Source organism: Bacillus sp. PPSBB_2, assembly GCF_045291115.1.
Classification (GTDB): domain Bacteria; phylum Bacillota; class Bacilli; order Bacillales; family Bacillaceae_G; genus Bacillus_A; species Bacillus_A cereus.
This window is the reverse complement of sequence record NZ_CP147983.1, coordinates 4,795,934-4,821,369: the sequence shown is the minus strand read 5'-3', so window position 1 is coordinate 4,821,369 and position 25,436 is coordinate 4,795,934. Positions and strand designations below refer to the sequence as shown.

The window sequence follows — 25,436 nt, the reverse complement described above, 5'->3', positions numbered from 1 at the left end:
TTTCTTATACAAGGATTCAATTAGATATAGAATGAATCACCTGCAGACATGAGAACCCAGAAAATACCCCCCAGTAGTCCCCTATGTTGTGTATACTTTTACATTGTGCTTGTAATCCACTTATCCTCGCTAATAAGACAATTAAAGAAATTAAAATTAGTATAAAGAAGTTGTTATAAAAAGAGTAAAGAGAGGTATCATCATGATACCTCTCTTTATCCTAAGAATGCTAACATATTATTCATAATATGAAATAACATAGCTGGAATAATGGATTTTGTTTTCAGGCGTAATATTTAAATATTACATATAAAGGTGTATTTTCCATAAAATAATAAAAGAGGTATCACCCTGTAGTGATGCCTCTTTCTCATTGATAACTATGTTCTGTCTTGTTATTCAATTTTGCTTGCTCTATTTGCAATTCACGCTCTACCAATCGATCTAATTGCTGAATTGCTTTAAGTGCTTTTTCATAAGAAATTGTTCGATAATGATGCGCTCCGCCCGGTTCTTCATCTGCTTCGTCTGCCCATTTAATAATATTTTGAAGAGATGTTCTTTCAATTTCTTGTTCCACTAAGAAAGAATCTGTATGAAGAAGAATTGCAATAGAAATTTCTTTTGCTAGTTTTGGATGTTCTCCCAATCTAATAAGTAATTTATGTGCTCTTTCAGCGCCTTTAATTGCATGGATATCATTCTTTTTATATAAGTCATAATCCCATTCGCCGCCTGTGTACCACGTATGATGTCCGATATCATGAAGGAAGCCAGCTTTTGTGGCAGCATCGACTGAGGCGTGATGCTTTTTGGCTAGGTGAAACGCATGGTAAGCGACAGCGATCGCGTGGACCATTCCAGAACGGTTTACGTATTTTTGTGTAATGTGGTGTTTAAAAATTTGTTCAAGCGTAATACGGTGCATAAAACATTCACTCCTTTTATCTTATGGTGTATATGAAGAAAAATCGATCGGTTTAAATGTATTTTGAACATTGTACTCCATCATAGTTCGTTAGTAAAGTAGAAATGTTTAGGAGAAGAAAAAAATTTTCTGCAAAAAAATCACCTTAGCTTATGCAAAGGTGATTTTCAAATTGCTTATTTTTTTAATCCTTGCTCTAGTGTTTCTAACATTTCGTGCTTTTCATTTTCATCAGCGTTTTTCCAAATGACTTCAAATAAAACGCCAAGACCTGGAAGCATTTTTTCTTCACCGCTTTGAATTGCATCGACGATTGTTTCTTGTAATTGATCTTGTGAATTTCCAGATACATTCGCTAATACGGCACCGCGTAAATTAAAACTCATTGCTTTCACCTCTTCTTCAGAATTGAAACTGACGTTAGTTTTTGTTCTTTTTTATGTAAATATGTATGAAAAATAGGCTATAATGATAAGACAAGAAGAGAGGGAAATACATATTATGAAAAACATTGATTCAGTACAAAATCCGCGTGTAAAGCAGTGGAAAAAGCTGCAAACGAAAAAAGAACGCGATAAAAAAGGTTTATTTTTTGTAGAAGGATTCCACTTAGTCGAGGAAGCTTTGAAGACAGGGATTGTAACAGAACTTATCGTTTCAGATCAGACAGACCTTCCGAAAGATTGGACAGTTAATGATGTGGAAATGTACATCGTACCTGAGGCGATTGTAAAAATACTTCGTGAAACAGAAACGACGCAAGGTGTATTTGCTGTTTGTGAGAAGCATGAGAAAGAAGTAGCTCTTACTGATGGGAAATTCCTTTTATTAGATGGCCTGCAAGACCCAGGTAATTTAGGAACAATTATTCGTACAGCTGATGCAGCTGGTATTCACGCCGTTGTGCTTGGAGAAGGTTGTGTTGATGTTTACAATAGTAAAGTACTCCGCTCTACACAAGGCTCTATTTTCCACTTGCCAATTGTAAAAGGGAACTTAGAAGAATGGGTAGACAAGTTAAAAGAAAATAACGTTCCTGTATATGGAACAGCTCTTGAAAATGGAGTTCCGTATGGTGAAGTAACGCCGGCTGGCAGTTTTGCATTAATTGTAGGAAATGAAGGAAATGGCGTACGCCAAGAAATTCTTGCAAAAACGGATCAAAACTTGTATATTCCGATTTACGGCGGGGCAGAATCATTAAATGTTGCGGTTGCAGCAGGGATTTTAACGTATTATTTGCAAAGCCCGGTTGCGAACAAATAAAAAACTTCTTATAATAAGTTGAAGTACATTATATTAAAAGTTAAATAACGAAAAACGTTGATAGAGAAGAGTAACTTACAAAATCGCCATATAGGGAGAGAGTGCCGTAGACTGAAAGCATTCTTATGGTAGACGGAAGTGAATTCACCTCTGGAGTTGACGCCAGGACCATGTATATGTAAAGGCGTTCCGGTCAGAATTGATCGTTATAACTAATGAGTGGGCAGACTTGTTCTGTCAATTTAGGGTGGTACCGCGAATTTACCTCGTCCCTTTTTGGGAGCGAGGTTTTTTTATTTTTAAAATTAGGAGGGTTCCAAAATGGAAGCACGTTTAAAAGAGCTAAAGCAAAAAGCGTTAGAGCTTATTGAAGAAGCGAAAGAGCTAAAGGGCTTAAACGACGTACGCGTAGCGTATTTAGGAAAAAAAGGCCCAATTACAGAAGTATTACGCGGCATGGGAAAATTATCAGCAGAAGAGCGTCCACGTATGGGAGCATTAGTAAATGAAGTACGTGAAGCGATTCAAACGCGTCTAGAAGACAAAATTAGTAACTTAGAAAAAGCAGTAATCGAAGCGAAACTAGCTACTGAAACAATTGATGTTACATTGCCAGGTCGTCCTGTTGAAACAGGTTGCCACCATCCGTTAACAGCTGTTGTTGAACAAATTGAAGATGTATTCATCGGTATGGGTTATGAAGTAGCTGAAGGAACAGAAGTAGAAAAAGACTACTACAACTTCGAAGCACTAAACTTACCGAAAGATCACCCAGCGCGTGATATGCAAGATACATTCTACATTACAGAAGAAACGTTACTACGTACACATACATCTTCTGTGCAAGCACGTACGATGGAAAATAATAAAGAAAAAGGCCCAATCAAAATTATTTGTCCTGGTAAAGTGTATCGCCGTGATGACGACGATGCGACGCATTCACATCAGTTCATGCAAATTGAAGGTCTTGTAATTGATAAAAACATTCGTATGAGTGACTTAAAAGGTACACTGCAAGTATTCGTGAAAAAGATGTTCGGTGAAGATCGTGAAATCCGTCTTCGTCCAAGTTTCTTCCCATTCACAGAGCCATCTGTAGAGATGGATATTTCTTGTATGATGTGTCATGGCAAAGGTTGCGGCACTTGTAAAGGAACTGGCTGGATTGAAATTCTAGGCGCAGGTATGGTTCACCCGAACGTACTTGAAATGGCTGGTTATGATTCAAAAGAATATCAAGGTTTCGCATTCGGTATGGGCGCAGAGCGTATCGCAATGTTGAAATACGGAGTAGATGACATTCGTCATTTCTATACAAATGATGTACGTTTCTTACAACAATTCAAACGAGCGTAAGGGAAGGAGAGGATAAGTATGTTCGTATCATATCGTTGGTTACAAGAGTATGTAGATATTAAAGATGTAACAGCACAAGAACTAGCAGACAAAATCACGAAAAGTGGTATTGAAGTAGAAGGCGTTGAAGTATTAAATAAAGGTGTAAAAGGTGTTGTAGTTGGTCACGTATTAGAATGTGAAAAACACCCAGAAGCTGATAAATTAAGCAAATGCTTAATCGATATCGGTGAAGAAGAGCCAGTTCAAATTATTTGTGGAGCTGCTAACATTGCAAAAGGTTTAAAAGTACCAGTTGCAAAAGTTGGAGCTGTACTTCCTGGTAACTTCAAAATCAAAAAAGCAAAACTACGCGGTGAAGCTTCTCACGGTATGGTTTGTGCTCTTCAAGAGCTTGGTATTGATGGAAAGTTAGTTTCAAAAGAATACGCAGATGGTATCTTTATCTTCCCAAGTGACGCTGAAGTTGGTGCAGATGCACTTGAAATTTTAAACTTACACGATGAAGTACTTGAGCTTGGCTTAACACCAAACCGTGCAGATTGCTTAAACATGTTAGGTGTTGCATATGAAGTAGCTGCTATTTATGGCCGCGAAGTAAAACTTCCAGCTATCGACTTACAAGAAACAGCAGAAAAAACTTCTGATTATATTTCTGTAAGTGTAGAAGCGAAAGAAGAAAACCCATTATACATTGCAAAAATGGTTAAAAACGTAAAGATTGGTCCATCACCAATGTGGATGCAAACTCGTCTTATGGCAGCTGGCATTCGTCCAATTAGCAACGTAGTTGATATTACAAACTACATTTTAATGGAATACGGTCAACCGTTACATGCATTCGATTACGATAAATTAGGTTCAAAAGAAATCGTTGTTCGTCTTGCAAAAGAAGGCGAAAAAATTGAAACGTTAGATGATCAAGAGCGTACATTACAAAGCCACCACCTTGTAATTACAAACGGCACGAAAGCTTTAGCTGTTGCTGGTGTGATGGGCGGGGCGGATTCTGAAGTTACAAATGAGACAGTAAACGTTCTAATTGAGTCTGCATACTTTGCAGGTCAAACAGTACGTCGTACATCAAAAGACTTAGGTCTTCGTAGTGAATCAAGTGCACGTTTCGAAAAAGGAATCGACCCAACACGTACATTTGAAGCAATTCAACACGCAGCTGCTTTAATGGCGAAATATGCTGGCGGTGAAGCACTTGAAGGTGTAGTAGAAGCTGACAACTTACAAGTACAAGAGCGTACAGTATCTGTTACTGCTGAAAAAGTAAACCGTGTATTAGGTACAAATATTTCTGCGAGTGAAATGGGTACAATGTTCACAAACTTGAAATTCCCATTCACAGAAGTAGAAGGAACATTCCATGTAAATGTACCAGCACGTCGTCCTGATATTACAATTTCAGAAGACTTAGTAGAAGAAGTGGGCCGTCTATACGGTTATGACCACATTCCAGTTACATTACCTTCTGGAACGATGACTCGTGGTAAATTAACATCAGCACAAACGAAACGTCGTAAAGTACGCCGCTTCTTAGAGGGTGCTGGTTTATATGAAGCAATCACGTATTCATTAACAAGCGCTGACAAAGCGAAACAATATATGGTTGAGCCAAACGAAAAGGCGCCTGTAGGTCTTGCGCTTCCAATGAGTGAAGAACGTAGCCAACTTCGTTTAAGCTTAGTACCGCAATTACTAGAAGCAGTTTCATACAATGTCGCTCGTAAAAACGACAGCGTTGCTTTATACGAAGTAGGTTCTATCTTCTTACCGACAGAAGAAGGAGAACTTCCGAAAGAGGAACAACATCTTGCAGGTGTTATGACAGGTCTTGCTCTTCACCATGCATGGCAAGGTGAGAAGAAAGTAGTAGATTTCTTCGTTGTGAAAGGTGTACTAGAAGGACTATTCGACGTACTTGGCGTTGCAAACCAAATCACATATGCACCAGCAAAACGTGAAGGTATGCACCCAGGCCGTACAGCTGACATCGTATTAGATGGCGAAGTAATTGGTTTCATCGGTCAATTGCACCCAGAAGCAGAAAAACAATTAGATGTGAAAAATACATTCGTATTTGAATTATCTCTTGTAAAAGTATTCGGTGCAGACGCTGAAGAAACTTACTACGCAGCAATTCCACGTTTCCCATCTATGACACGTGACATGGCTGTTGTAGTAACAAAAGAAACAAAAGCTGGTGAAATGAAGCAAGTCATTGCTGAAGCTGGCGGAGAACTTCTGAAAGATGTAACATTATTTGACTTATACGAAGGTGAAAAAATGGAAGAAGGCAAGAAATCACTTGCATTCTCTATGACTTACTTCGATGCAGAACGTACATTAACAGACGAAGAAGTAACAGAAGCACATAACCGTGTACTAACAACGGTAGAAGAGAAATTCGGTGCGGAGTTACGTAAGTAATTAGAAAATTGCCGGATTCATTCCGGCAATTTTTTTATTGGGTTAGTTGTCGGATACTATCGGTAAGTCGATATATTACAAAAATCGCTCATATATTTTCCGACACCTTGCATCTTTCTCTCGAATGTAGTACATTAATTTTAGTTTAACAAAATGAAAGACGATGATAAGGAAAAGTAGTATATACTATAATCCAAAGCGAGTCAGGGACGGTGAGAGCCTGATGAGGCGGTATATGTGAAGAACACCTTGGAGTTGCTAACCGAAATTGAATCTTGTATTCAAGAGTAGACTTAGACGGGAATCCGGCCTGTTACAAACTGGGAAGTATGTATTACATACGAGTTAAAGTTGGTCTTTATGACAAATTGGGTGGTACCGCGAAGTTTAACCTTTCGTCCCTTTATGGATGAAAGGTTTTTTTGTATTTAAATATATGAGCAAAGGAGAATTTCACTATGGAAAACACATTAGTAAAAAGTCTGTATAGAGATACAGATAAATACGCAGGTCAAACAGTACAAGTATCAGGGTGGATTCGTAACTTACGTGATTCAAAAGCATTTGGTTTCATCGAATTAAACGACGGTAGCTTCTTCAAAAGCGTTCAAATCGTTTTCGATACAGAATTAGATAACTTCAAAGAAATTGCAAAACTTCCACTTAGCTCTTCAGTTAAAGTAGAAGGTAAAGTAATTGCAACGCCTGGAGCGAAGCAACCATTTGAAATTAAAGCAGAAAAAATTGATATCGAGGGCTTATCAGATTCTGATTACCCACTTCAAAAGAAGCGTCATACGTTTGAATACTTACGTACAATCGCTCACTTACGTCCAAGAACAAATGCATTCTCTGCAACGTTCCGCGTACGTTCTATCGCAGCATTTGCGATTCACCAATTCTTCCAAGAGCGTGGATTCGTACATGTTCACACGCCAATCATCACTGGTAGTGATACAGAAGGTGCAGGCGAAATGTTCCGCGTAACAACGCAAGATTTAAACAACGTACCAAAAGGCGAAGACGGACAAGTTGATGAAACAAAAGACTTCTTCGGCAAAGAAACAAACTTAACAGTAAGTGGACAGCTGAACGCTGAAGCTTATGCATTAGCATTCCGTGATGTATACACATTCGGACCTACATTCCGTGCAGAAAACTCAAACACAACTCGCCACGCTGCCGAGTTCTGGATGGTTGAGCCTGAGATTGCATTCGCTGAACTAGGTGACGTAATGAACCTTACAGAAGATATGCTGAAATATGCAATGAAATACGTATTAGAGCATGCACCAGAAGAAATGGAATTCTTTAACAGCTTCGTTGATAAAACAGTTCTAGAGCGTATGAACAACGTAATCAACTCTGACTTCGGTCGCATCACTTATACAGAAGCAATTAAAGTACTTCAAGAATCAGGTGCTGACTTCAAATACCCAGTAGAATGGGGTATTGACTTACAAACAGAGCACGAAAGATACTTATCAGAAGAAATCTTCAAACGCCCTGTATTCGTAACTGACTATCCGAAAGACATTAAAGCGTTCTACATGCGCTTAAATGACGACGGTAAAACAGTAGCTGCTACTGACCTTCTAGTTCCTGGCATCGGCGAATTAATCGGCGGCAGTCAACGTGAAGAAAGAATGGACGTTTTAGTAGACAGAATTAAAGAATTAGGTATGAACGAAGAGGACTACTGGTGGTACTTAGAACTTAGAAAATACGGCGGTACAAAACACGCTGGATTCGGTCTAGGTTTCGAGCGCTTCCTAATGTACATCACTGGTATGGCTAACATCCGTGACGTAATTCCATTCCCAAGAACTCCAGGTTCTTCTGAGTTCTAAAATATGAAAAAAGCGAGAGGATTTCCTCTCGCTTTTTTGTTTGCATAGTTTATGACCCCGTAGCAAAAAGTAACGCGAAGGGGTGAATGTAAATGAGTAAAAAAGTGAAAAAAGATCATTCAAGATCAAGCCTAGGTTCTCCAGAAGTTGAAGGACAAGGAACGACGACACATGAAACAGGTTCTCATAAAGTATCTTCATCAAATAAGAAGCAGAAACGAAGTTGACATAACAAAGGAGAGTCTTAAGGGCTCTCCTTTGTTATGTGTTACATCCTATTATCGTTAATTTCTTTTGTAATCTTATTTATGTCTTTGTCTAATCGATCTAAATAGAAAAACCGCAGTAAACTCATGAACACTTAATAGATGGCTATCACGCCGAGGTTATCAGAGATATTTTCGAATGTAGATTTAGTAGTGAAAAAAGCGCCCCAAATGGTAGAAATAGTGAAGTAAGAAAGTGGACCTACGAGGTGTACGAAAACATATAATACCTTTTTAACTTTTACAGCGTTCATATGAAATACCTCCTTTTTCTAATCATACATTCAAGTTCCTCACAGAAGTGTTGTAGTTTTGCTGGATTATGTATTAACGAGCGGGCATCGTGTTTTCCGATAAATCTTCGAATCCGAAAGTTTAATAAGAAAGATCGGCCATAACGCTCTATTAAATCGTTGAACGCTGGTTGTTCACTTAGTAGCTGAATGTTTTCTCTAATTTCAAACTGTCTTTCGTGTGGATCACCTAGTAAAATATTTAGAATCATTTGTAGAAGTAGCAATGGGAATCCCCTCCTATGTTAGAATAATCTGTATATTATAATTATAACAAAGCTATAAGGACAATAGTAGGGTGAAACAAAAAACAGGAGTTTGTAAGCCCCTGTTTTTGTCGATACTATTTCAATAAGCGAAACGCTTTCTCTGTATTAGCAAAATGCAGTTTTACAAACTCAGGTAATCTTTCTTTACCTACTTTTTGAATTAATTTAGCAGCGGCGATATCAACTTGTTTACCAGCACCTTTTGGAAGTGGCATACCAGCTTTTTTACTTAGTTCGTCAAATTGTTTTACGAATGAGTAGCGAGCTAAAATAGAAGCAGCGGCTACTGCTAAATGGACGCTTTCACCTTTCGTAGCGAAATAAACATTTTCACGCTGTACCTGTTTTTGTTTTGCTAAATATTTATAGTATGTATCAGGTTGTGTGAATTGATCGATTAAGACGCCTTCAGGTTTTGTAGGTGCCATTTTAGCTAATAAGTTTGTAATAGCTTTATTGTGTAGTAAAGCTTTTAACTTACCTTGGTTGTTTCCTTTATCAAATAGCTCGTTATACTTTTCATTATGAAGGGCAAGGGAGCTGTAAGGAACAACGTGTAGAAGTTGTTTCGCAATGGCAGTAATTTGATCGTCATTTAAGTTTTTAGAGTCTTTTACACCAAGTTCTTTTAGTAGTGGAATTTGCTTTGCATCCACATATACAGCAACGACTGTCATCGGTCCAAAGAAATCTCCCGTACCAACTTCATCAGACCCTACAATAGACATTGTACCGATGGAAGCAGGAGGCGCATAACGATGGGAATCGACAGATTTTGTTACAGCTGTTTTCGTTGTTTGAGAGACAGTTTGCCAACGAGAAGCTTCTGCTTCAGCGCGGCCTCCTTGGAACATTACTTTTCCAGATTTATACGCTGTAATCGTGCAAGATGGTACCTTTGCCATGAAGATTCCGCCTTGCGGAGTTTTTGAGCTAAGCGAATGTTTATATTGTTGTTTCATGTCTTCAATTACTGTAGAATTTGTTTGAATTACGATAGAATTTGACATAATGGTCGCCCCTTTTTTTATATTGTTATTTTTATCATATCGGATTGTTCTTTCTGTTTCCATATTATGAAGGTTCATGGTATGATAAACTTTAGGATTCTGTACGTGATTGGAGGCCGGTGAGTTGTCACAACAAAAGGGAAAGAAAAGTCGAATTAATGTAGAAATCTATGGTCAGCAATATTCAGTTGTTGGCGATGAAAGTACAAGTCATATCCGCATGGTAGCAGCGATTGTGGATGATAAAATGCGCGAACTCAATGCCAAGAATCCTTCGCTTGACACGAGTAGACTAGCGGTATTGACGGCGGTAAACGTCATACACGATTACATAAAATTAAAAGAAGAACATGAGAAATTGAAAGAAAGTATGACAAAAAAAGGAATGGAATAACATGATTGATATTATTATCATTTTACTGCTTGTTATGGGATTTTTCCTCGGCTTACGCAGAGGGTTTATTCTGCAACTTGTAAAGTTAACAAGCTTTATTATCGCATACCTTGTTGCATACTGGTACTGTAAAGATTTAGCGCCAGCACTTGCGAAATTTATTCCGTATCCATTTGATAAAAACGTATCTGTTCCAGAATGGATTGATGCAAATAATATTGAGACAGTATTTTATCAAGCGCTTGCGTTTATCATATTGTTTATTATCACTAAAATTGCACTTTCATTACTTGGTAATTTGTTAAATATGTTTGCAGAAATACCGGTTTTAAAGCAAGTAAATGCGTTTGCGGGGGCAATCCTCGGATTTTTAGAAGTATATATTATTTTGTTTGTCTTAATTATCATTGGGAACATTCTTCCGATTGAACAATTACAAACACCATTACAACAATCATCAATTAGCAAAATAATTGTAGACGATACACCGATTCTCTCTGAAAAGGTGAAGGAACTATGGCAGACAGGTAGCAGAGTATAACTTCTCTTTTTTCGGAAAGAGAAGTTTTTTTCTATGAAAGAAAGGCGGGACAATGATGAAAGTAAATAAAAAACAAGTGATCAAATTATTAGAGACAATCGGGCTTTTTATGGAATTAAAGGGCGCGAATCCATTTAAAATATCTGCATTTCGTAAAGCGGCAGCAGCGTTAGAAAGTGATGATCGTAGTCTTTCTGAAATTGAAGATTTCACAAAGATTCCAGGCATCGGAAAAGGAACAGCAGCCGTTATTCAAGAATATATAGAATCGGGAACATCTGAAGTATTACAAGAACTTGAAAAAGAAGTACCAAGTAGCTTATTGCCGTTATTAAAACTACCAGGACTTGGTGGTAAGAAGGTAGCTAAGTTATATAAAGAACTTGGTGTTGTTGATATGGAATCGCTAAAAGCTGTTTGTGAGGAAAATAAAGTACAAGCTTTAGCAGGTTTCGGTAAGAAGACAGAAGAGAAAATATTAGAAGCAATCGATCAAGTAGGCTCTCGTCCAGAGCGTTTACCAATTGCGATGGTATTGCCTATTGCCGGGGAAATAGAGGAGAAATTGTCGAATATTGCTGAAGTAATTCGTTTCTCTCGCGCTGGTAGTTTGCGCCGTGTTCGTGAAACAGTGAAAGATTTAGATTTTATCATTGCAACGACAGAACCAGCAGCGGTACGTGAGCATTTACTACAATTTGATAATATGATTGAAGTAATAGCAAGTGGAGATACGAAAGTTTCTGTCCGTCTTCAATATGAATATGATATTTCAATTGATTTCCGTTTAGTAAAACCAGAAGAGTTTATTACAACTCTTCACCATTTCACAGGATCAAAAGACCATAATGTAAAAATGCGTCAAATCGCAAAAGATAAAGGCGAGAAAATTAGTGAGTACGGTGTAGAGAACTTGGAAACAGGTGAAGTGAAAACATTTGAGACTGAAGAAGACTTCTTTGCTCATTTCGGTTTGCCATTTATTCCGCCAGAAGTGCGTGAAGATGGAAAAGAAATTGAATTAATTAAAGAGTATCCGAACTTAATTCAGTTTTCCGATATACAAGGTGATTTACATATGCATACAACTTGGAGTGACGGTGCTTTTTCTATTGAAGAAATGGTACAAGCGTGCCGTGCTCGTGGATATAAGTTTATGGCGATTACTGATCACTCGCAATATTTGAAAGTGGCGAACGGTTTAACGAAAGAGCGTCTTCGTGAGCAAGCGAAAGAAATTGAACGTATGAATGAAAAGTATCCAGACATTACAATTTTACGCGGAATTGAAATGGACATTTTACCAGATGCCTCGCTTGATTTTGATGATGAAGTATTAGCAGAATTAGATTATGTCATTGGAGCGATTCACTCTAGCTTCTCACAAGACCGTGAAACGATTATGAAGCGTCTACGTACTGCACTTGAGAATAAACATGTCACAATGATTGCCCATCCTACAGGACGTCTTCTCGGGCGTCGTGAGGGTTATGATGTAGATACAGATTTATTAATTGAACTAGCAAAAGAGACAAATACAGTTTTAGAATTAAATGCGAATCCGAACCGTCTAGATTTAAGCGCGAAATTATTAAAACAAGCACAAGATGCTGGTGTGAAAGTAGCGATTAATACGGATGCTCATACGCTTGAAATGTTAGAAGATATGGAAACAGGTGTAGCAGCAGCACGTAAAGGTTGGATTCAAAAAGATAACGTGATTAACACGTGGGATATTGAACGTTTATTAGACTATATTAAACGTAATAAGTAATACAAGGGGGACCTGCAACATGTTAGAAAGAACGTTGCGTGTATTAGAATACAATAAAGTAAAAGAACAATTACTTGAACATACAGCATCTTCACTTGGTCGTGACAAAGTGAAGCATTTAGTGCCGAGCACTGATTTTGAAGAAATTGTAGAAATGCAAGATACAACGGATGAAGCAGCGAAAGTTATTCGTTTAAAAGGTAGTGCACCATTAGGTGGTATTACGGATATTCGCTCAAATGTGAAGCGTGCAAAAATTGGGAGTATGTTAAGTCCAAATGAATTACTTGATATTGCAAATACGATGTATGGTAGTCGTAATATGAAACGCTTCATTGAAGATATGGCTGATAACGGTGTCGAGCTTCCGATTTTAGAAACTCACGTCGCTCAAATTGTATCTTTATATGATTTAGAAAAGAAAATTACAAATTGCATCGGTGACGGCGGTGAAGTAGTCGATAGCGCAAGTGATAAACTGCGTGGTATTCGTACTCAAATTCGTACTGCGGAAAGTCGTATTCGTGAAAAGTTAGAAAATATGACGCGCTCTTCAAACGCGCAAAAGATGCTGTCTGATTCGATTGTAACGATTCGTAACGAACGTTACGTAATCCCAGTAAAACAAGAATATCGCGGCGTATATGGTGGTATTGTTCACGATCAATCGGCTTCTGGACAAACGTTATTTATTGAGCCACAAGTCATTGTAGAATTAAATAATGCACTGCAAGAAGCACGTGTGAAAGAAAAACAAGAAATCGAACGCATCTTATTAATGTTAACAGAAGAAGTGGCAGTAGAAGCGGATATCGTTTTATCAAACGTAGAAGTAGTTGCAAATCTTGATTTCATCTTTGCGAAAGCTTTTTATGCGAAGCGAATTAAAGCGACAAAGCCGATTGTAAATAACGAGCGTTACATGGACTTAAGACAAGCACGCCATCCGCTTATCGATCCAGAAATAATCGTGCCAAATAACATTATGTTAGGTAAAGATTTCACGACAATTGTTATTACAGGACCGAATACAGGTGGTAAAACAGTTACGCTGAAAACAGTTGGTATTTGTGTGTTAATGGCGCAATCTGGCCTTCACATTCCAGTAATGGATGAGTCAGAGATTTGTGTATTCAAAAATATCTTTGCTGATATCGGTGATGAGCAATCGATTGAACAGAGTTTAAGTACGTTCTCCTCACATATGGTGAACATCGTTGATATTTTAGAAAAAGCTGATTTTGAAAGCTTAGTTTTATTCGATGAATTAGGTGCTGGAACAGACCCGCAAGAAGGGGCTGCACTTGCCATTTCAATTTTAGATGAAGTATGTAATCGCGGTGCTCGCGTTGTTGCAACGACGCATTATCCAGAATTAAAAGCATACGGATATAACCGTGAGCAAGTTATTAATGCGAGTGTTGAGTTTGATGTAAATACATTAAGTCCAACTTATAAATTATTAATCGGTGTACCAGGCCGTAGTAATGCCTTTGAAATTTCGAAACGTCTTGGATTATCTGATCGCGTTATTGAGCAAGCACGCAATCACATTAGTACAGATACGAATAAAATTGAAAATATGATTGCGAAGTTAGAAGAAAGCCAGAAGAACGCAGAGCGTGACTGGAACGAAGCAGAAGCGCTTTGCAAACAATCTGAGAAACTTCATCGTGAGTTACAACGTCAAATCATTGAATTTAACGAAGATCGCGATGAACGATTATTAAAAGCGCAAAAAGAAGGAGAAGAAAAAGTCGAAGCTGCAAAGAAAGAAGCAGAAGGCATTATTCAAGAACTTCGTCAATTGCGTAAAGCACAGCTTGCAAATGTGAAAGACCACGAGCTAATTGAAGCGAAGAGTCGTCTAGAAGGCGCAGCGCCAGAGCTTGTTAAGAAACAAAAAGTAAATGTGAAAAATACTGCACCGAAACAACAGTTACGTGCAGGTGATGAAGTGAAAGTATTAACGTTCGGTCAAAAAGGTCAACTACTTGAAAAAGTAAGCGATACAGAGTGGAGCGTACAAATCGGTATTCTGAAGATGAAAGTGAAAGAATCTAATATGGAATACATTAACACACCGAAGCAAACAGAGAAAAAAGCAGTTGCAACGGTAAAAGGTAGAGACTATCACGTTTCATTAGAACTTGACCTTCGTGGTGAACGATTTGAAAATGCAATGGCGCGCGTTGAGAAATACTTAGACGATGCCCAGCTTGCAAGCTATCCTCGCGTATCAATCATTCACGGTAAAGGGACAGGAGCACTTCGCCAAGGTGTACAAGATTACTTGAAGAAGCATCGCGGTGTAAAAACCTTCCGTTACGGTGACATGGGCGAGGGAGGCCTAGGCGTAACAGTTGTCGAATTAAAATAGAAAACAACGAAACAAAGGGGAAACCATTATATGTTTATGGACAAACTTGCAAAAGTATTGTTAGCTTGTTGTGGAATATTTTTGGTGATTGGGGTTATTTATTTAGTTGTTTTTGCGAAGTGAAAAAGCGTCAATCGTGGCAGAATGATATTGCCATAGATTGACGCTTTTAATATATGTGAAAAGGAATAGAACATGAAAATCAACCAATACATAAGCGAAGCAAAATCATGCTCCAGACGTGAAACAGATCGTCTCATTAAAGCTGGACGCGTGGCTATTAACGGCGAAATATGTACGCACGGTGCACTCGTAAGCGATGGTGATAGGGTAACGATTGATGGGCAAGTTATTGTAAAAGAAGAGAAAGAAAAAGTGTATATCGCATTTCATAAACCAGTCGGAATTACTTGTACAGCAGCCGATCATATTGAAGATAATATTATTGATTATATCAATTACCCAGAGCGAATCTTTCCAGTTGGGCGATTAGATAAAGCATCGGAAGGACTTATCTTATTAACGAATGACGGCGGCATTGCGAATCAAATTTTACACGGTGATCATGAGCACGAGAAAGAATATGTTGTCACAGTCGATAAACCTTTTACGGACTGGTTTATTGATGAGATGTCCCGCGGTGTAAAGATTAAAGATGGAATGACGAAGCCGTGCAAAGTGACAAGAGTCGATCAATCAACATTTCGTATCGTTTTAACGCAAGGAATGAACAGGCAAATTCGTAGAATGAGTCGTGCTTTCGGATTTACTGTAATAAAGCTAAAGCGAGTACGCATTATGAATATAGAGCTAAATGAGCTTGAAGTTGGAAAGTGGCGGAGCGTTACAGCTGAAGAGTTAGAAATTTTAATAGGGCAGTTATAGGGAGGGGAAATTTTCTCCCTATATTTTTTTGTCAGAAAAAATAAAACTATTGATTTTTTAAAAAATAGCCCATATAATAAAAAACAACAAGTTTCGACAAGATATTTTATAAAAGTAATGATGAGGACATGAGTTGTATTTTACGATTCTCAGAGAGGGAAGCCTTAGGCTGTGAGCTTCCTAATACGAAAAGACAAGCTTACCACCTCTAAACTTCAAGAGTGAACTGCATACATGATGCATTGTAATTCTTGGCGGATAAAACCGTTATCAATTTACACGAGCTATAAAATGAGCTTATTTCGTTATAAATTCATTTTATTAGAATAAGGGTGGAACCACGATTTCAACACTCGTCCCTTTGTTAGGGACGGGTGTTTTTTGCGTTCTTTTACGGGGAAGTATGCTTGAAAGAGGATATGTGACGGATTTCAATTCAGAATATTTTGTTAATTTATAATTATTTAGGAGGTTAGTAGAAATGAAATCATCTTTAAAGTTTTCTGAGATGTTTGCAATAAGTTTAATGTTATTTGCACTATTTTTCGGTGCGGGTAATATGATTTTTCCACCAGCATTAGGACAAGGGGCTGGAACAGATGTATGGATCGCATTGTTTGGTTTTATCGTAACGGGTGTTGGATTACCTTTATTAGGAGTTATTGTTATAGCTTTAAAGGGAGATATAAATGAGCTAGCAGGGCGTGTGCACCCTATATTCGCACTTGTTTTTATCACTGCAATTTATTTATGTTTAGGCGTATTCGTAAGTGTGCCGCGTACAGGAACTGTTGCTTATGAAATGAGTGTCGCACCGTTTTTACCAAGTGACATAGCTGGTCAATCGTATCCACTTGTTATCTTTACATTCATTTTCTTTGCCGTAACTTTCTATTTAGCTTTAAACCCTTCGAAATTAGTGGGTCGTATTGGTAAAGTGCTAACTCCAATATTATTAGCTGTTATTGCAATTATCGTAGGTAAAGCACTTATTACACCAATTGGAGAATTTGGTGCACCGACAGAAGCGTATAGTGCTCCTCTCTTTAAAGGATTTATTGATGGATATTTAACTTTAGATGGACTTGCAGCACTGGTATTCGGAAATGTTGTAATTCATGCGTTAAAAGAAAAAGGCATTACAAATAAAAACAGTATTGCAAAAGTAACAATCTTTGCGGGATTTATTGCAGCGCTAGGTCTACTACTTGTCTATTTAGCACTTGCTTATCTTGGAGCTTCTAGTGTGTCACTTGGAATGGGCGCAAACGGAGGAATTATTTTAACAAATGTCGTGAATCATTTATTTGGTAGCTACGGAACTTTATTACTAGGGATCGCAATTACAGCAGCATGTTTAACAACTTCTGTAGGTATTGTTGCAGCTTGTGGTGATTACTTCTCTTCTTTATTACCAAAGCTTTCTTATCAAAAAGTCGTTTTCATTTTCTGTGTATTAGCATTTATGGTAGCAAACCTTGGGTTAACTCAGTTAAATGCATTAGCATTACCAATCTTAATCGCAATTTATCCAATTGGAATCGTACTTATCGTATTATCACTTGTTGAAAACTACGTTCGTCTTCCATTAGCGATGTATGTGGGCGGGATTGTAGGAGCATTTGCAATAAGTTTCTTTGATGGGTTACACAATGCAAACCTTCAAATTGCAGCGCTAGCACCTATTTTAGATAAGATTCCATTATATAGTGTAGGAATTGGTTGGTTAGTTCCAGGCATAATCGGTATAGGATTTGGTTATATAGTTTCTAAGTTTCAAAAGCAGGAAATTGCTGTAGAAAAATAGAGAAAAGAGGCTTTCTATAATAGAAAGTCTCTTTTTTTGTAAAAAAAGCCGCATATAGAGAAATTTAGATATTAAAAATTTTATACGTAATATAGTTGACAAAAAATTTATGAGTAGGCTAAGATTGACTTAGTTGTGGAAATATTGGAAGGGAAGTGAGGGAAACGGGGTTTCTATAACTATAGTGTTGTTATGGGAAGAGGTGAAAGAAGAGGAGAAGAGAAAGTTTATTTTTTTTGACTTACATTGAGAATGATAATCAATAATGCTTATGTTACATAAAAGAATGCTAATTAAATAATAGGTAGAAGAGATTATTTTTTTCTTATGAATTGAGAATAATTATCATTTTCGGAAAAGTGAAATGAAAGATAACCAAGGAGGAAACAAGAAAAATGAAAAAGGTTTCTGTATTACCCGCTTTTATTATAACGTTCGTATGTATGCTAGCTTTTCTTGTAATGCCATACGGCAATGCTTCAGCAAAACTAGCTGATGGTACTTACGATATTAATTACGTAATTCAAAAAGCGGAAAATGATTCAGCTTCAATGGCAAATGACTATTTTGAAAAGCCAGCAAAATTAATAGTGAAAAACGGTGAGATGAGAGTACAAGTTCCGATGAATCATAGTGCTTGGATTACAGAATTTAAAGCACCAGAGAACGGAAATTTTGTTGATGCGAAAGTTGTTAGTAAAGATGAATCGGCAGATAAAAGAACAGTAGAGTTTAAAGTAGATGATTTATCCAAACCGGCAGCTGTAAAAATTCATGTTGTTGTACCAAGTGCAAACTATGACCACCACTACACAATTCGTTTTGCATTTGATGCAAATGTAAAAGCTGTAGGTGGCGATAATGGCGTAGCTGCTACAACAAAAAATAATGATCAAGCGAAAACAGATACACAAGTAAAAGAAGAGGGAGCAAAAGTAGAGAGTAAGGAAACAGCTAAAGAAGTGAACAAAGAAACAAAAAATGAAAATGGAAAAGCTGAAAAAACAGATAACCCAAAAACAGGCGATGAAGCACGTATTGGATTGTTTGCAGCGTTAATTCTTATTTCAGGTGCTTTCTTAATTCGTAAAGTGAACTTGAGTAAATAAATCTTTTGAAGGGTGATGAATATATGTTTAAACAATTTAAAATGATTATTGCCGTATTTGCTGTTTTATTTACATTTATCGCAACACTAGGTTTACAAGATGCAAAGGCTGCTACAAAACTAGCTGATGGAAAATATAATATTGCTTTTACTGTATGGAAAGGCGATAAAGATGAACCGTCTAGAATGAATAGTTATTTTGAAAGCCCAGCAACATTAACAGTTAAAAATGGAAAACAATATGTTTCATTTAAAGTGAAAGATAGTGCTTCTATTAAAAGTTTCCAAGTAGAAAAAGATGGTCAATTTGTAGAAACAACCGTGTTAAGTGAAAACAAAAAAGATAATACTAGAGTTGTAGAATTTGAAGTTGCTGACTTGTCAAAAAAACTAAATGGCAAGGTGAAAATTAATATTCCAATTATTAATTATAATGCTTCGTATGATATTCGCTTTGTATTTGATGGGAACAGTATTAAATAATTTTCAAAAGGGAGAGTCGTTCCATTGAACAGGTATACAAAAATTATTGTTGCTATGTTTTTAATGATATTTACATTCGTATCAACATTACAACCACTTGCAGTTCAAGCAGCTACCAAGTTGGCTGACGGTGAATATTCAATTGGCTTCAAAGTTTTAAAAGATACATCAGATGAAGAATCGATGATGAATCAATATTCAGTAAGTCCGGGAACTTTAAAAGTGAAGGATGGGAAAAAGAAAGTATCCTTTACATTAACGAATAGTTCATGGATTACGAAGTTTGAAACAGAAAAAGCAGGTAAGCTAGTTGCGACAAATGTAATTAGTGAAGATAAAGAAAAAGATACAAGAGTAGTAAAATTTGATGTAGAAGATGTAGAAAAGGTATTAAATGCAAAAGTAAAAGTAGATATTGATTTTTTAAATTATCATCATGAGTACGACGTTCGTATTGCATTTGATCAAAATAGCATTACACCAATTCATGTAGAAAAACCAAATGAAAAAGAGGACCCAGCTAATAAGCCAGATCCAAATGAAACTACCGATCCAGGTCAGAAGCCCGACCAAAAGCCTGACCCAGATCAACAACCAAATTCTAACACAATTACAGATGGTGCGTACAGCATTCCATTTAAAGTGTTAAAAGATCAAACAGATGAAGAATCTAAGATGAATAGTTACATGGTAAATCCAGGAGTATTAAAAGTAGAAGACGGTAAGAAAAAAGCAATTGTAACACTAAAAAGTAGCTCATTAATTAAAAATTTCCAAACGGAAAAAGATGGCGCATTTGTTGATGCAAAAGTAGTGAGTGAGGATAAGGAAAAAGATACAAGAGTAGTAGAGTTTGAAGTAAACGATTTATCTAAAAAACTAAATACAAAAGTATTTATCGAAATGGCATCAAGAAATTATAAGCAAACGCATGATGTACAACTTTTATTTGAACAAGATAAACTTGAACAAATTAAAAATGAAGAGAAACAACCAGAAGTAGAAAAACCAGAAGTAGAAAAACCGGAAGCAGAAAAACCAGAAGTAGAAAAACCGGAAGTAGAAAAACCAGATGAAAATAAAAAACCAGATGCTGAAACAATTAAAGATGGTGAATACAGCATCAATTTTAAGGCATTAAAAGATCAAACAGACGAAATTTCAATGATGAACACATATACAAAAAGTCCAGGTGTGCTAAAAGTAAAAGATGGTAAGAAGTATGTATCATTTACGTTAACGAACAGTTCTTGGATTACAAAATTTGAATTTGAGAAAAATAGTTCGTTTGTTGATGCAAATGTAATAAGTGAAGATAAAAAAACTGATACACGCGTAGTGGAAGTAGAAGTACCAGATTTATCGAAAAAGTTAAATGCAAAAGTAAAAGTAGATATCGATTCAATGAATTATCACCATTTTTACGATATTCAATTTGCATTTGATAAAGGTAGCATTAAGCCGTTAGATAACCAAGGTGAAAACACCAACCAAGGTGGAAACACCAACCAAGGTGGAAACACCAACCAAGGTGAAAACACCAACCAAGGTGAAAACACCAACCAAGGTGAAAACACCAACCAAGGTGAAAACACCAACCAAGGTGGAAACACCAACCAAGGTGAAAACACCAACCAAGATAATAACACAACAATTGATCCAAAAGCTCTTAAAGATGGTGAATACAGAATTGGCTTTAAAGTGTTAAAAGATCAAACAGATGAAATCTCAATGATGAACACATACACAAAAAGCCCAGGTGTATTAAAAGTAAAAGATGGTAAGAAATACGTATCGTTTACATTAACAAATAGTACATGGATTACGAAATTTGAATTTGAGAAAAATGGTTCTTTCGTTAATGCAAAAGTGTTAAGTGAAAATAAAGAACAAAATACAAGAGTAGTAGAAGTAGAAGTAAACGATTTGTCTAAAAAATTAAATGCAAAAGTAAAAGTAGATATTGATTCAATGAATTATCACCATGTCTATGATGTTCAATTTGTATTTGATCAAGACAGTATTAAAGCTTTAGGGAACCAAGGCGGAAACGACAACCAAGGCGGAAACGACAACCAAGGTGAAAACGACAACCAAGGCGGAAACGACAACCAAGGTGGAAACGACAACCAAGGCGGAAACGACAACCAAGGTGGAAACAACAACCAAGATGAAAATAATAAACCGAGAGTAATAGTTGATCCGAAAAATTTAGTAGATGGCCAATATGATATTACATTTAAAGTATTAAAAGATAAAACAGATGAGATTTCAAAGATGCATGACTATGTTGTAAATCCAGCGAAATTAATCGTAAAAGATGGTAAAAAATACATTGAGATGACGCTGAAAAATAGTGCGTGGATTACGAAATTCCAAACGGAAAATAAGGAACTATTCGCTGATGCGAAAGTAGTAAGCGAAGATAAAAATGCAAATACGCGAGTAGTACAGTTTGAAGTAGAAGATCTATTTAAAAAATTAAATGCAAAAGTAAAGGTAGACATCGATGAGATGAACTACCATCATTTCTACGATGTACAAATTCAATTTGATACAAATAATATCGGCGCGTTAGGAACTATTAAAGAGGAACCGAAAAATGAACCGAAAAATCCAGTGACTACACCGAAAGTAGATAATGTAAAAACAGTAGGTACTCCTGATTTTAACCGAAATGCAGATGGTCAGAAGAAAAAAGAAGATACAAAAAATGATTCAAAAAAAGAGAAAAACTCAAAAACTGCAGATACAGCACAACTTGGTTTATACATGGTGTTACTGCTAGGTTCACTTGCTTTACTAATTCGTAAATATAGAGCAGGTAGATTGTAATTTTTGGAGTCTTGATGCATATTCGCGTGTATCAAGACTTGTTTCATATTGTATGGAAAGGAGTGGTGATTGAGAGTGAAGAAAATTGCAAGTGTACTAATGGCTATCATTTTGTTAATGAGTATAGCCGGGTGCTCATCACCAAAAAAAGAAACAGCAAAGCAGGTAAAGAGTGAGAGTAAAGAGCGCGTTGTTGCAACAACAGTGGCTGTTACTGAAATTATGGATGCGTTAGAAGTAGATTTAGTTGGCGTTCCAACAAGCTCTAAAACTTTACCGAAGCGATATAAAGGTTTACCTGAAGTTGGGAATCCAATGAGTCCAGATATGGAAAAGGTAAAGTCATTAAAGCCTTCAGAAGTGTTATCTGTGACAACACTTGAATATGAATTAAAGCCAGTTTTTGATGGTGTGGGTATGAAAGCAAACTTTTTAGATTTAACGAGTTTGAAAAATATGCAAAGTTCTATTAGCCATTTAGGTAAGAAATATGGGCGTGAAAAACAGGCCGAAGCAGTAGTAACTAAATTAGATAAAAAGGTTGCTAGCATTCAAAAAGAAGTAAAAGGAAAGAAAGAACCGACAGTACTTGTTTTATTAGGTGTGCCGGGAAGTTATTTAGTAGCAACAGAGCATTCTTATATTGGAGATTTAGTGAAACAACTAGGTGGTAAAAATATTGTGCAAGGTGAACAAGTAGAATATTTAGCTTCTAATACAGAGTATTTAAAGAAAGCTGATCCAGATATTATTTTACGAGCAGCTCATGGTATGCCTGATGAAGTTGTAAAAATGTTTGATAAAGAATTTAAAACAAATGATATTTGGAAACACTTTGCTGCGGTTAAAAATAACCGTGTTTACGATTTAGAAGAGCGTTTATTTGGAACGACAGGCAATTTAGCAGCAATTGAAGCGTTAGATGAATTGAAAAAAATGATGTATCCGTGATGCATTTTAATATAAAGGAAGAGTAGAATGAATAAAAAAACTTGGAGTTTCCTCATTGTTACTGCATTGCTTATTGTTATGACATCATTGTCAGCGATGAAAGGGAGTTTAGAAGTAGGTATTGTTGAACTTGTACAAGGGATATTTACAGGTGGAAATGAAGATGTTGAAGTCATTAAAGATTTACGTTTCCCGCGTATTATTATTGCGTTGTTCACTGGAGCGGCTCTCGCTGTTTCAGGTGTGCTTTTTCAAGCTGTTATGAAAAATCCACTCGCCGATGCTGGGGTAATCGGTATATCTTCAGGAGCAAGTTTTATGACACTCGTTATTATTACGTTGTTCCCGCAATTCTTTTTCTGGACACCCGTATTCGCCTTTTTAGGTGGTGCGCTTGCATGTTATCTCGTTTATTCGTTTTCATGGAAATCAGGATTAAGCCCGCTTCGCATTATTTTAATTGGTATTGCCATTAATGCAATGTTTACTGGATTAAATGAATCATTCGTTACGATTTGTGGGTATTTTATTAAGAGTATTAAGCAAACGACGACTTCTAACATAACAATGAAGACGTGGGGCGATGTAGAAATAATGGTGACTTATGGAACGATTGGTCTTATTCTTGCTCTGTTCGTAGGAGCTTGGTGTAACTTATTATCGCTACAAGATAAGACTGCGAAAAACTTAGGCTTGCACGTGACGAGAGTTCGTCTTATTATTTCTGCCATTGCAGTACTCTTAGCGGCAGTATCAACAGCGATTGCAGGTGTTATTGCTTTTGTAGGATTACTAGTTCCGCATATTTCAAGACAATTAGTCGGTTCAGACCATAAAGTATTAATTCCATTTTCTGCTCTTGCAGGGGCGTTATTAATTTTGACGGCAGATACAATTGGAAGGTTAATTGTGCCACCTAACGAAATTCCAGCAGCAACAATTATGGCGGTTATTGGTGGTCCATTCTTAATATTTTTGCTTAGAAAGAGTGATAAAGTTCATGGAAATTAAAAATGTAACCTTTTCATACGATAACGTAACAAATCGTTTAAAGTCTGTTAGTGGTGAAATAGAAATTGGGAAAATTACAACAATCATTGGACCGAATGGATGTGGGAAATCAACATTACTTAGTGTCATGTCTAGAAACCACGCTCCTAGCAGTGGAGAAGTAATACTTGATGGGAAAGCGATTGGTGAATATAAACCGAAAGAGTTTGCTAGAAAGCTAGCGGTTGTCCATCAACAAAATGAGGCTCCAGCAGATATTGCAGTGGAAAAGCTAATAAGCTTCGGGCGTATGCCATATAAAAATATATTCTCTCCGCAAACAGATGAAGATAGAGAAGCGATTGAGCGTGCACTAGTATGTACGAATTTACAAAGTAAGCGTGATAAGCCAATTTATGCTTTATCTGGTGGAGAGAGGCAGCGAGTTTGGATCGCGATGACATTAGCTCAAAATACACCAATGCTCTTCTTAGATGAACCGACCACATATTTAGATATTTACTATCAGTTAGAAATATTAGAGTTAGTGAAAGAGTTAAATGAAGTGCATGGACTAACGATTGTAATGGTATTACATGATATTAATCAAGCCATTCGTTATAGCGACCATATTATCGTTATGAAAGATGGAGAAATCATTACGAAAGGTATTCCTAATGATGTAATAACAGAAGAAATGGTTAAAGCAATATATGGTGTAGATGTCATTGTAAAGCAGGATGAAGATACCGGATTGTACATGGTACCTATGGGAATCTAAAGGCTGAGCATAATCCGTTTTGAGGTGATAATTTGAATAGTAAGAAAGGACGGAAAAAGAATTCTTTTTTTCAACGCATACTTACAATTGTGTTTTTAGGAATCTTTTTCTATTCAATTTATGAGTTGGGCGGGATTTTCATGGATTATTATGAAAATCGTAAAGTAATGGCTGAGGCACAACATATTTATAAAAGAAGTCCAATGGAAGAAAAATCAGAAGATGGAGAGGTACGTAAACAGTTTCAGGATCTCCAGAAAATTAATCCAGAGATAGTCGGATGGATTACGATGGATGATACACAAATTAATTATCCAATCGTTCAAGCAAAAGATAATGATTACTATTTATTTCGTAATTATAAAGGTGAAGATATGAGAGCGGGAAGCATTTTTATGGACCATCGTAATGATGTGAAATCTCAAAATCGAAATACGATTTTATATGGCCATCGTATGAAAGACGGTTCTATGTTTGGTAGTTTAAAAAAGATGTTGGATGAAGACTTTTTTATGTCTCATCGTAAATTATATTACGATACATTATTTGAAGGATACGACGTGGAAGTTTTTTCAGTATACACGACAACAACGGACTTTTATTACATTGAAACGGATTTTGAAAATGATGCAGCATATACATCGTTCTTAAAGGAAATTCAAGAAAAATCACTGTACAAAACGGATACGGAATTGACGGCTAATGATGAAATCGTAACACTTTCTACTTGTGATTATGCGCTTGATCCAGAGGCTGGAAGGCTAGTTGTACACGCAAAATTAGTAAAAAGAAATTAAAGAAAAAAGTATAGAATATGAGAAGTGATAGGT

General features: G+C 36.7%; 22 protein-coding genes, 3 pseudogenes and 3 other annotated features. Of the genes and pseudogenes, 18 read left to right on the top strand and 7 right to left on the bottom strand.

Annotated features, from left to right (window positions below; genetic code table 11):
• Positions 1-20: 20 nt before the first annotated feature.
• From V6946_RS24390 to sspI, 4 genes and pseudogenes are all read right to left on the bottom strand, one after another.
• Positions 21-157, bottom strand: a pseudogene (locus V6946_RS24390) (DNA-binding protein); the annotation flags it as partial.
• Between the two features lie 58 nt (positions 158-215).
• A pseudogene (locus tag V6946_RS24385) lies at positions 216-296 on the bottom strand (CPBP family intramembrane glutamate endopeptidase); the annotation flags it as partial.
• Between the two features lie 74 nt (positions 297-370).
• Positions 371-928 (bottom strand): HD domain-containing protein, encoded by a 558-nt coding sequence (locus tag V6946_RS24380; RefSeq protein ID WP_000554786.1) that lies wholly within the window; start codon positions 926-928, stop codon positions 371-373.
• Positions 929-1,104: 176 nt separating this feature from the next.
• Entirely contained in the window at positions 1,105-1,314 is a 210-nt protein-coding gene (gene sspI / locus V6946_RS24375) for a small acid-soluble spore protein SspI (RefSeq protein ID WP_000009509.1), read from the bottom strand.
• A gap of 82 nt (positions 1,315-1,396) precedes the next feature.
• Here sspI and V6946_RS24370 point away from each other — a divergent pair, with 82 nt between their 5' ends.
• The 5 genes from V6946_RS24370 (at position 1,397) to V6946_RS24350 (ending at position 8,066) form a co-directional block, all read left to right on the top strand.
• On the top strand, positions 1,397-2,194 hold the full coding sequence (locus tag V6946_RS24370; protein WP_002026395.1) for an RNA methyltransferase: 798 nt from the start codon (positions 1,397-1,399) through the stop codon (positions 2,192-2,194).
• A 48-nt stretch (positions 2,195-2,242) separates the two neighbouring features.
• Positions 2,243-2,471 (top strand) — a binding site (T-box leader).
• A 44-nt stretch (positions 2,472-2,515) separates the two neighbouring features.
• Entirely contained in the window at positions 2,516-3,550 is a 1,035-nt protein-coding gene (gene pheS, locus V6946_RS24365; RefSeq protein ID WP_000388222.1) for a phenylalanine--tRNA ligase subunit alpha, read from the top strand.
• A gap of 18 nt (positions 3,551-3,568) precedes the next feature.
• Positions 3,569-5,989: a phenylalanine--tRNA ligase subunit beta gene (gene pheT / locus V6946_RS24360; RefSeq protein WP_000498186.1), complete on the top strand. Its 2,421-nt coding sequence runs from the start codon at positions 3,569-3,571 to the stop codon at positions 5,987-5,989.
• A 154-nt stretch (positions 5,990-6,143) separates the two neighbouring features.
• Positions 6,144-6,395: a binding site (T-box leader), on the top strand.
• 52 nt (positions 6,396-6,447) lie between these two features.
• The gene (gene asnS / locus V6946_RS24355; RefSeq protein WP_000432165.1) at positions 6,448-7,839 is read left to right on the top strand and encodes an asparagine--tRNA ligase; all 1,392 of its coding nucleotides are present in this window, start codon (positions 6,448-6,450) and stop codon (positions 7,837-7,839) included.
• A 92-nt stretch (positions 7,840-7,931) separates the two neighbouring features.
• Complete coding sequence (locus V6946_RS24350) at positions 7,932-8,066, top strand: YuzL family protein (RefSeq protein WP_000039594.1); 135 nt, start codon at positions 7,932-7,934, stop codon at positions 8,064-8,066.
• Between the two features lie 41 nt (positions 8,067-8,107).
• Here the strand turns inward: V6946_RS24350 and V6946_RS24345 are convergent.
• The 3 genes and pseudogenes from V6946_RS24345 to rnhC form a co-directional block, all read right to left on the bottom strand.
• Positions 8,108-8,359 (bottom strand): annotated as a pseudogene (locus V6946_RS24345) (hypothetical protein).
• Positions 8,356-8,625 (bottom strand): hypothetical protein, encoded by a 270-nt coding sequence (locus tag V6946_RS24340; RefSeq protein WP_006926497.1) that lies wholly within the window; start codon positions 8,623-8,625, stop codon positions 8,356-8,358. The pseudogene V6946_RS24345 and the gene V6946_RS24340 overlap by 4 nt, the downstream one beginning before the upstream one ends.
• Positions 8,626-8,741: 116 nt before the next feature.
• Positions 8,742-9,677 carry a ribonuclease HIII gene (rnhC, locus tag V6946_RS24335; RefSeq protein ID WP_033692771.1) on the bottom strand — a complete coding sequence of 312 codons (936 nt, stop codon included), beginning with the start codon at positions 9,675-9,677 and terminating at the stop codon, positions 8,742-8,744.
• Positions 9,678-9,801: 124 nt separating this feature from the next.
• Here rnhC and zapA point away from each other — a divergent pair, with 124 nt between their 5' ends.
• From zapA to srtB, 13 genes are all read left to right on the top strand, one after another.
• Entirely contained in the window at positions 9,802-10,071 is a 270-nt protein-coding gene (zapA, locus tag V6946_RS24330) for a cell division protein ZapA (protein ID WP_000082701.1), read from the top strand.
• A 1-nt stretch (position 10,072) separates the two neighbouring features.
• A complete protein-coding gene (locus tag V6946_RS24325) occupies positions 10,073-10,612 on the top strand; it encodes a CvpA family protein (RefSeq protein WP_000565408.1) in 540 nt (179 codons plus the stop codon).
• Positions 10,613-10,667: 55 nt separating this feature from the next.
• Entirely contained in the window at positions 10,668-12,386 is a 1,719-nt protein-coding gene (gene polX / locus V6946_RS24320; RefSeq protein ID WP_000867532.1) for a DNA polymerase/3'-5' exonuclease PolX, read from the top strand.
• A gap of 19 nt (positions 12,387-12,405) precedes the next feature.
• Positions 12,406-14,766 carry an endonuclease MutS2 gene (locus V6946_RS24315; protein WP_366981543.1) on the top strand — a complete coding sequence of 787 codons (2,361 nt, stop codon included), beginning with the start codon at positions 12,406-12,408 and terminating at the stop codon, positions 14,764-14,766.
• Between the two features lie 195 nt (positions 14,767-14,961).
• Positions 14,962-15,651 (top strand): 23S rRNA pseudouridine(2604) synthase RluF, encoded by a 690-nt coding sequence (locus V6946_RS24310; protein WP_000700729.1) that lies wholly within the window; start codon positions 14,962-14,964, stop codon positions 15,649-15,651.
• Between the two features lie 108 nt (positions 15,652-15,759).
• Positions 15,760-16,015, top strand: a binding site (T-box leader).
• 117 nt (positions 16,016-16,132) lie between these two features.
• Positions 16,133-17,458 carry a branched-chain amino acid transport system II carrier protein BrnQ6 gene (gene brnQ6, locus V6946_RS24305; protein ID WP_006926500.1) on the top strand — a complete coding sequence of 442 codons (1,326 nt, stop codon included), beginning with the start codon at positions 16,133-16,135 and terminating at the stop codon, positions 17,456-17,458.
• Between the two features lie 395 nt (positions 17,459-17,853).
• The gene (gene isdC, locus V6946_RS24300; RefSeq protein WP_006926501.1) at positions 17,854-18,567 is read left to right on the top strand and encodes a heme uptake protein IsdC; all 714 of its coding nucleotides are present in this window, start codon (positions 17,854-17,856) and stop codon (positions 18,565-18,567) included.
• Positions 18,568-18,590: 23 nt separating this feature from the next.
• On the top strand, positions 18,591-19,049 hold the full coding sequence (locus V6946_RS24295; protein WP_006926502.1) for an NEAT domain-containing protein: 459 nt from the start codon (positions 18,591-18,593) through the stop codon (positions 19,047-19,049).
• 24 nt (positions 19,050-19,073) lie between these two features.
• Positions 19,074-21,884: an NEAT domain-containing protein gene (locus V6946_RS24290; protein ID WP_366982251.1), complete on the top strand. Its 2,811-nt coding sequence runs from the start codon at positions 19,074-19,076 to the stop codon at positions 21,882-21,884.
• A gap of 69 nt (positions 21,885-21,953) precedes the next feature.
• The gene (gene isdE, locus V6946_RS24285) at positions 21,954-22,835 is read left to right on the top strand and encodes a heme ABC transporter substrate-binding protein IsdE (protein WP_006926504.1); all 882 of its coding nucleotides are present in this window, start codon (positions 21,954-21,956) and stop codon (positions 22,833-22,835) included.
• Positions 22,836-22,862: 27 nt separating this feature from the next.
• On the top strand, positions 22,863-23,846 hold the full coding sequence (locus V6946_RS24280; RefSeq protein WP_001036848.1) for an iron ABC transporter permease: 984 nt from the start codon (positions 22,863-22,865) through the stop codon (positions 23,844-23,846).
• The gene (locus V6946_RS24275) at positions 23,836-24,606 is read left to right on the top strand and encodes an ABC transporter ATP-binding protein (RefSeq protein ID WP_366982252.1); all 771 of its coding nucleotides are present in this window, start codon (positions 23,836-23,838) and stop codon (positions 24,604-24,606) included. The genes V6946_RS24280 and V6946_RS24275 overlap by 11 nt, the downstream gene beginning before the upstream one ends.
• A gap of 32 nt (positions 24,607-24,638) precedes the next feature.
• Positions 24,639-25,403: a class B sortase gene (gene srtB / locus V6946_RS24270; RefSeq protein WP_001086120.1), complete on the top strand. Its 765-nt coding sequence runs from the start codon at positions 24,639-24,641 to the stop codon at positions 25,401-25,403.
• The last annotated feature ends 33 nt before the right edge of the window (positions 25,404-25,436 follow it).